This is a genomic window from Agarivorans sp. Toyoura001, from assembly GCF_005405585.1.
Taxonomy (GTDB): domain Bacteria; phylum Pseudomonadota; class Gammaproteobacteria; order Enterobacterales; family Celerinatantimonadaceae; genus Agarivorans.
This window is the reverse complement of the sequence record NZ_BJEQ01000017.1, coordinates 100,060-106,980: the sequence shown is the minus strand read 5'-3', so window position 1 is coordinate 106,980 and position 6,921 is coordinate 100,060. Positions and strand designations below refer to the sequence as shown.

5 protein-coding genes are annotated in these 6,921 nt (G+C 40.5%); 4 read left to right on the top strand and 1 reads right to left on the bottom strand.

Annotation, left to right across the window (positions count from 1 at the left end; all coding sequences use genetic code 11):
- Positions 1-319: integrase core domain-containing protein (locus FFR00_RS17360; protein ID WP_137674683.1), on the top strand; the 319-nt coding region annotated here is incomplete at its 5' end.
- A 49-nt stretch (positions 320-368) separates the two neighbouring features.
- Here the strand turns inward: FFR00_RS17360 and FFR00_RS17355 are convergent.
- Positions 369-1,310, bottom strand: coding sequence for a LysR family transcriptional regulator (locus FFR00_RS17355; protein ID WP_137674682.1), 942 nt, complete (start codon positions 1,308-1,310; stop codon positions 369-371).
- A gap of 1,429 nt (positions 1,311-2,739) precedes the next feature.
- On the opposite strand from FFR00_RS17355, the gene FFR00_RS17350 reads away from it, so the two are divergent.
- The 3 genes from FFR00_RS17350 to FFR00_RS17340 all read left to right on the top strand — a co-directional run bounded on the left by FFR00_RS17350 (position 2,740) and on the right by FFR00_RS17340 (position 6,599).
- Positions 2,740-4,593: a LamG-like jellyroll fold domain-containing protein gene (locus tag FFR00_RS17350; protein ID WP_137674681.1), complete on the top strand. Its 1,854-nt coding sequence runs from the start codon at positions 2,740-2,742 to the stop codon at positions 4,591-4,593.
- A gap of 466 nt (positions 4,594-5,059) precedes the next feature.
- Positions 5,060-5,740 carry an oligogalacturonate-specific porin KdgM family protein gene (locus FFR00_RS17345; protein WP_137674680.1) on the top strand — a complete coding sequence of 227 codons (681 nt, stop codon included), beginning with the start codon at positions 5,060-5,062 and terminating at the stop codon, positions 5,738-5,740.
- A gap of 103 nt (positions 5,741-5,843) precedes the next feature.
- Positions 5,844-6,599, top strand: coding sequence for an SDR family NAD(P)-dependent oxidoreductase (locus tag FFR00_RS17340; protein WP_137674679.1), 756 nt, complete (start codon positions 5,844-5,846; stop codon positions 6,597-6,599).
- The last annotated feature ends 322 nt before the right edge of the window (positions 6,600-6,921 follow it).

The window sequence follows — 6,921 nt, the reverse complement described above, 5'->3', positions numbered from 1 at the left end:
TGCGTTGAAGGAACGAAGGTCTATAGGGGAGCTTGTTCATCATTCGGACCGAGGTGTTCAGTATTGCTCCAGTGAATATCAAGCGATACACCGTCAGCAGAATGTATCTTGTTCGATGACAGACGGTTATGACTGTTATCAGAACGCCCTTGCGGAGAGAATAAATGGAATACTAAAGATGGAGTACTTGCTGAATAAACCTACAAACTTAAATGAGGCACGAAAAATGGTCGATGAATCGGTTAAGCTCTACAATGAATATAGGCCTCACGAGGCACTAAAATACAAAACGCCCGATGAAGTGCATCGAGCGTTTTAGTTAATCAAGTGTCAACCCATATCAGGACGGGTCATGCTTACAATATGTATTAAAGCAAGCCCATGTCCTGTACTCGCTTGCTAATGAGTCGGCTGCACTCTTGTTTAATAATGCTTCTAAGCCACATTTGAGGTGCAGAGTAATCACAGCGAGCATGCCATATTAGCGAATAATCAAAGGGTTCAAACTTGAATGGAAGCGGCTTAATAACTAGCTGATTTTTTTCTGCCACCAAGTAGGCTAAATCTGCTGGTACAGTGATAATAACCGGGACTTTATCGGTTATCGCTAGAGCTGCTTCTAAGTGATAGGCGCGTAACAATGTGGCAGGTTTGGGGTGTTCAATTAAGGCTTCGTCTAGCAGTGCTTTAACGCCATCGCTAATGGCGATCATCGCGTGAGGGTAGGCGAGGTAGTCTTCAATTGTTAATTCTTTTTCCGCTAGGGGGTGATGTTTTGCTAACAAGCAAAATACGCTCACTAGCCCTAAACTTTCTTTTAGTAGTGGCTCTACCGCTTGTACTGGTCGACAAATGGCCATATCGCAACCTTCGGAAGTCAGTTGCTTGGCAAGATCTTGGTGCTGCAAAGGAGCAAACTCTAAAGAGATATTTGGAGCTTCTTGATAGATACGTGCTAGTGCAAAGGGCAATATGGTTTGCATGGCATAGTCGGTGGTGGCAATTCGAAAATGCTGCTGGCAAGTAGCTGGGTCAAACTCACTGGGGCTAAGTACCTGTCGCAATTCCTCTAGCGGATTTTGCAAAGACAGAGTAATGTCTAGCGCGCGTTGTGTAGGAACAAGACCTTGGCCTTGGCGAATAAACAAAGGGTCGTTTAGCAGCTCTCGTAAACGGGTCAATACTCGGCTCATGGCTGATTGACTGAGATTTAGTCGGCTGGCGGCGCGGCTCACACTGCCTTCCTCAATAAGCACTGTTAGTGCAATGAGGAGGTTTAAATCCCGACGATATATTTCTTCTAATTCCATCGCTAGCTTAGGTAATTATGTCTATGTTTAGTATGCATTAATTACCATAATTTTGGTGGGTTTTTCTAAAGCAAATGGCTAGCTTAAGCTAACGTTTGCTTCTTTTAGAGCTTTGCCAGAAACCTTCACTACTTTCTAACAGATTGAGTTTATCGTTAAGCTTGGGGTTGAAGATTGTGTTGAGCGGCTAGTAAGGGCTAACACTGAGATGAAGTAAGAGTTCTAGCCGGCAAACTACAGCGGCTAGAGGCTTAGTCTTATTCATATCTTTTCTTAATGTATTTAGTGATGGCTCTTAATAACTTGTGCAATATCTATTAGCACTAAGTAAGAGGCAACCAATGCTAGGAATATCCCTATAAATATCATGACGTTGTCCTTTTAAAATCGCGTTTAATTATTAAGAGATTCGTTTCCGACAACAATTTAACGAAAGTCTTAATGTCGATATTTTTTAGTTTTTATTGTTGGTTCTTTATTGCTATGTATACCATTAAATCTTGCTAAAACTTAATAGTAATACAATTAAAGCTCAATAATTGAGCGCGTGTCTGTGAGAATGATCGGGTTTTGACTTTTCAAGCCAAAGAATCTCCTTGTTTGGTGACAATGATCGGCGGCTTAAGCAAAAATCAGTAAGGGAATGTTAACGTTAATAAACGTGCGAATGTGAGCTTAGGAAAATCTGAAAACGACGGTTATTTGTATTACTAGTGGTGTGAGGCGCCATGAAGATCTTTGTTTGTGGTCATGATGTGGCTAACGAAATGTAAGTAGTACCAGATAGTTTTTGCTTTAGGGTTAGTTATAGTTGTCACGCCATTATATTACTCTTTCTAAACGATGCCTTTACTTACCCTATTGTAAATTGAAACTTGGTTAAGTATTGATGAGTACCTTTGACTAAAGAGCTTGTACTAAGCGACTCCCAATAGATATTGTCTTTATTATTCATAGTGAAAAGAATCACGTCCCCACTTATAGAGCAACATGTCTCCTTCCTAGGCGCTCAACCATTATTGACGGATTTACTACTAAAGGAAGGGTGGAAACAAGCATGTAAGCAAATCTGCTAAAGACAAATCGAACCAAACTTACCTGTAAAACAGCATAGATCTCAACTTGAGAAATAGACGGCTTTTTAAGCGTAATAGTGCGAGGCAGGTCACTTTACAATCGCTTTTATTTGCCACATTATAGTTTTGTATTACTAATACAATATGATCATTTTTACCGATTTAAGGAGGTTTAAATGAAACCTTTATCCGGTTACTCGATTTTTAAGTGAGTAACTATAAGAAGGCGAAGTAGCGACTTAAGCTAATAGTGTTAATTCTTCAATAAAACACCTAAGCAATTAATAGCTACGCAGAAACATTAGTACCTTAACTATTACAATAATATTATTTATTCCTACAAGGAGGTTTAAATGAAAGCGTCTAAGCTGCTGCTAATCCCTATGAGCACTACTTTTATGTTTGGCTGTTTCGATGCACCAGAGGTGTACGTTCCACCAGCTGAGCCTACTTACGCTATTGAAGATACAGACTGGAATATCTCCAGTGAGACTTCAAACATCACTACGTCATCAACTGAATACGCACAAATTTACAACTTTGAAAATGATGTGCTTAAAATTTATAGCTACGATGAAACTAACGATCTATACACTTATACAACTCAAGCTTACACCGTTTCAGAAACTACTATTGCTTACGGTACCGTAGACGGTACTTATGTGGTTGATAGTGCAGGAGCGTTAACAATTACATATACCTTGGAAGGTGTTGATTACAACGACTCTGGCGCAGAAGTTACTGATGAAACTATCTTAGCGGCTATTGCTGAAGCAGAAAAAGAGCCAACGCCTGGTGTTGATGTGCCAACTGCAGCTTATGAGTGGGATTTTTCTACCGTAGATGCTGATGCCGCTGAAGGCGATAAAGTTTTACAAATGAGTAAAGCTGATGATAACCCTCGTGCAGTGGTAACTGGCGCAGTAGACAATGGTTCAGCTGTATCAATTGAACAATCAACTACATCTGGTTCATACGGTTACCATTACACGGTAATGGACAGCGCTTCAGATCCATTAGCAGCTGAAGATGGTGTAATTTCAATGGAGATTACATTTAAGGCCGATGATGCAAGCTTTAACGCTGATATGTCGCAAGACTTACAATTACTAGAAAATACCGATAGCAATAAGGGTTGGAAGGTTATTGTAAATAAGAGCACCTTGATTCCAGAACTACGTATTTACAACGGTGATGGTTCAACCAGTATTAAAGCAACGTCTATGTTAGAAGACGATACCTACATGCACCTTGTAGCTACATATAATGGCACAACGGCTAATATTTATGTAAATGGTAAGTTAGAAGGCACTGCTGAAGTAACTGATTACATCGCTAACACCAAAGAAGGCGATAAAGTATACGTTGGTGGCGGCTCAAACAGTTCACAGAAAAACTTAGCTGGAGCGATTGATAGCACGGCGTTTTGGTTAGAGACACTAACAGCAGAGCAAGTTGCTGAACGAGCTAAAGACTTTGGGTTTGGTGATACCGATCCTGATGTACCAGCTGGCCCAGCCGCAGACTTTGAATGGAACTTTGCTAGTGTAGACGCTGCTCCTTCTTTAGGTGCTAAAGTTTTGCAGATGAGTAAAGCTGATGATAACACTAGAGCCGTGGTTGATGGAGCTGTAGATGCTGATGCAGCTGTATCTATTACTCAAACCTCTGCATCTGGTTTATTTGGTTATCACTATACTGTTATGGACTCAACTACGGATCCATTAGCGGCGATTGATGGCGTTATCTCAATGGAGATCGTGTACAAATCAACCAGCGCTAGTTTTAATGCTGACCTAGGCCAAGACCTACAGTTGTTAGAAAATACGGATAGCAATAAGGGGTGGAAGTTACTTGTAAATAAAGGGACTTTAATTCCAGAGATTCGTATCTATAACAGTACCGGTTCTACTAGTGTTAAAGCTACTTCGGTACTTACTGACGATACTTACCAACATCTTGTAGCTACCTATGACGGTACAACAGCAAGCATTTATGTAAATGGTGTGCTTGAGAACTCAGCTGAAATTACTGACTATGTTGCTAACACCAAAGAAGGTGACAAAGTATATGTTGGTGGTGGTTCAAACAGCTCTCAGAAAAACCTAGATGGTGCAATTGACAATACAGCGTTCTGGTTGTCAACACTAACAGCTGAAGAGGTTGCTGCCCGTGCTGAATCTTTTGGTTTCACTGTTGCTCAATAATGAATGGTGACCGCTTAAGTTAGCTTCTTTGGCTTAAGCGATAAAACAGAGCTCCTCGCAACTTAGTTGTGAGGGGCTTTTTTGTGGAAAACGTTTTAGTTTAGGTTTTACTAAGCGGGTACTGCTTATTTCATCGATAGATTTGCTTTGAGTGGCAAAGCTCCTCGCATTTGACTGCCAGGGCTCGAATAGCCTCTCCTGTATTTTGCCAATTTTTCTTTGCTATTTAACGGCATGATTTCTTTTAGACCTTATACTGACCTAGCATCAGAATGCTCTTGATGTTGTGCTAATTAAATGTGCCGAGAAATCTTTTATTTGCGGGTTAAAAATCTGCTCAGCTTCAAAGTTGCCGTCAATTTGACTGATTCGTTTTGATTGTGATCACATTTTATTCACCTCTTACTTGGAAGTGATTACAAATAGTATTGTAATACAAATAATTTCATCCTAAACAGAGTAAATAATGAAATCTAGCAGTCTAGTTATGTTGATTGGCGGCGTAAGTTTGTTGAGCGTAAATGCAATGGCAACGTCGGTAGACTTTCGTCACGAGTATAAAAGTGACACTAAACAACATGCTAGCCGAGTGAAGATGGCCCACACCTTTGAAAACAATTTCTCTATGGCTTTAGAGTTAAAGTTTAAGGGAGAAGAGGGCAAATTTATGGAAGATTTACAATCAAACGGATCCGAAATCGATCTCGGCTATCGTTACAAAATAAACGACCAATGGGCGTTGATACCTGGTATGCCAATTGAATTTGGCACTTCAGGAACAACCTATAAACCACAGCTACGTTTAACCTATACACCCGAGAAGGTTAAGGGCTTGTCTGTTAGTGGCCGTTATCGCCTTGATGTAAAACCCGGCGAAGACGTTAAAAAATACCGTCATCGTTATACCGCAAACATTGGTTATAAATATCAGCAATGGGCATTTGGCTTAGAGAGTAACTACTACTACGCTGATAATTCAGATTACCTGTTGTACAACAACGACAGAACGAACTATGAAAACAACTTTACCATTCATTACAGCATTGGTGATTGGACTCCTTGGTTAGAATTTGGTGATGTATCTGTATCTGATCAGTCTAGCCAGAGGGAACTAAGAAGTCGTATCGGGCTTCGTTATAACTTCTAAAATGTGAACTGAGTATTTGTAATACAATAAAAACATGTTTAATCTTATTGTATTAATAAACGATTCATTTATTTTAGATTAACTAATCAATGAGAGCGTAGATATGTCTAATAAAGTTGCTTTAATCACGGGCGCAACAGGTGGTATTGGTTTCCAAGTCGCCAAGCGATTGGGTCAAGATGGCTACACAGTTTTACTTAATGGTATCGAAGACGAACAAGGCGCAGCGCGTGTTGCTCAACTTAAAGACGCAGGTATTAAAGCTGAATACTATGGATTTGATGTCACTGACGATGCCGCTGTTACCAAAAACGTAAATCTAATCGGCGAAAAGTTTGGACAGATTGATGTTGTGGTGAACAATGCTGGTGGTTTAGGTGGCCGTAGTCCAATGGAGGAAATGACCACTGAATTCTATCGTTTTGTTATGGCACTTAACTTAGATAGTGCGTTCTTTGTTTCGCGTGCGGCCATTCCATTTTTAAAGAAAGCCGAAAATGCCTCAATTATCAACTTTACGTCTAATGCTGCGTGGAATGCTGGTGGTCCAGGAGCGGGTATATACGGTGTGTCTAAAGCTGCGGTTCATACTTTAACTCGTGCTTTAGCAAAAGAGCTCGCGCCCACTGGTATTCGTGTTAATGCAGTATCACCAGGTACTATCGATACGCCATTCCATGCTCAGATAAAAGAAACTAAGCCAGAAGTCTTTGCCTCTTGGAAGGACAGCATTTTGCTTGGGCGTTTAGGTCAACCAGAAGAAGTGGCTTCAACGATCTCTTTCCTTGTTAGTAAAGATGCGTCATTTATCACTGCTGAAACAGTACAAATTGGCGGTGGTCAAGCCTTGGGTATTTAGCCTCTACTAATAAGTATTTGGTAGCGGTGAGATAAATTCTTGATTGCATCATCAAAAAGCCACATGGTTAGCTGTGTGGTTTTTTCTTTTAAAGTGTCTAGATCTAGATTGCTATAGTCTTTCCGGCTCTAACACTTATTCAAACACCCCGTTTGGTCAGTTGAATCTTCCAAATCCATAGTTTGGCTTTCTTACCTATATGGAACGCGAGCGTTTTGCATCGCTGACTCACCACGTCATTAACCTTAGCGAAGCTTACGTAAGCTAATTACCGGATCATTTTGGTGGGTAGGAGGCTCATCTACTGCAGCAAACAAGTGAA

What these genes read in the sequence shown, in the direction of transcription:
- FFR00_RS17355 (WP_137674682.1), bottom strand. Translation starts at nt 1,310, where the DNA reads ATGGAATTAGAAGAAATATATCGTCGGGATTTAAACCTCCTCATTGCA.
- FFR00_RS17350 (WP_137674681.1), top strand. Translation starts at nt 2,740, where the DNA reads ATGAAAGCGTCTAAGCTGCTGCTAATCCCTATGAGCACTACTTTTATG.
- FFR00_RS17345 (WP_137674680.1), top strand. Translation starts at nt 5,060, where the DNA reads ATGAAATCTAGCAGTCTAGTTATGTTGATTGGCGGCGTAAGTTTGTTG.
- FFR00_RS17340 (WP_137674679.1), top strand. Translation starts at nt 5,844, where the DNA reads ATGTCTAATAAAGTTGCTTTAATCACGGGCGCAACAGGTGGTATTGGT.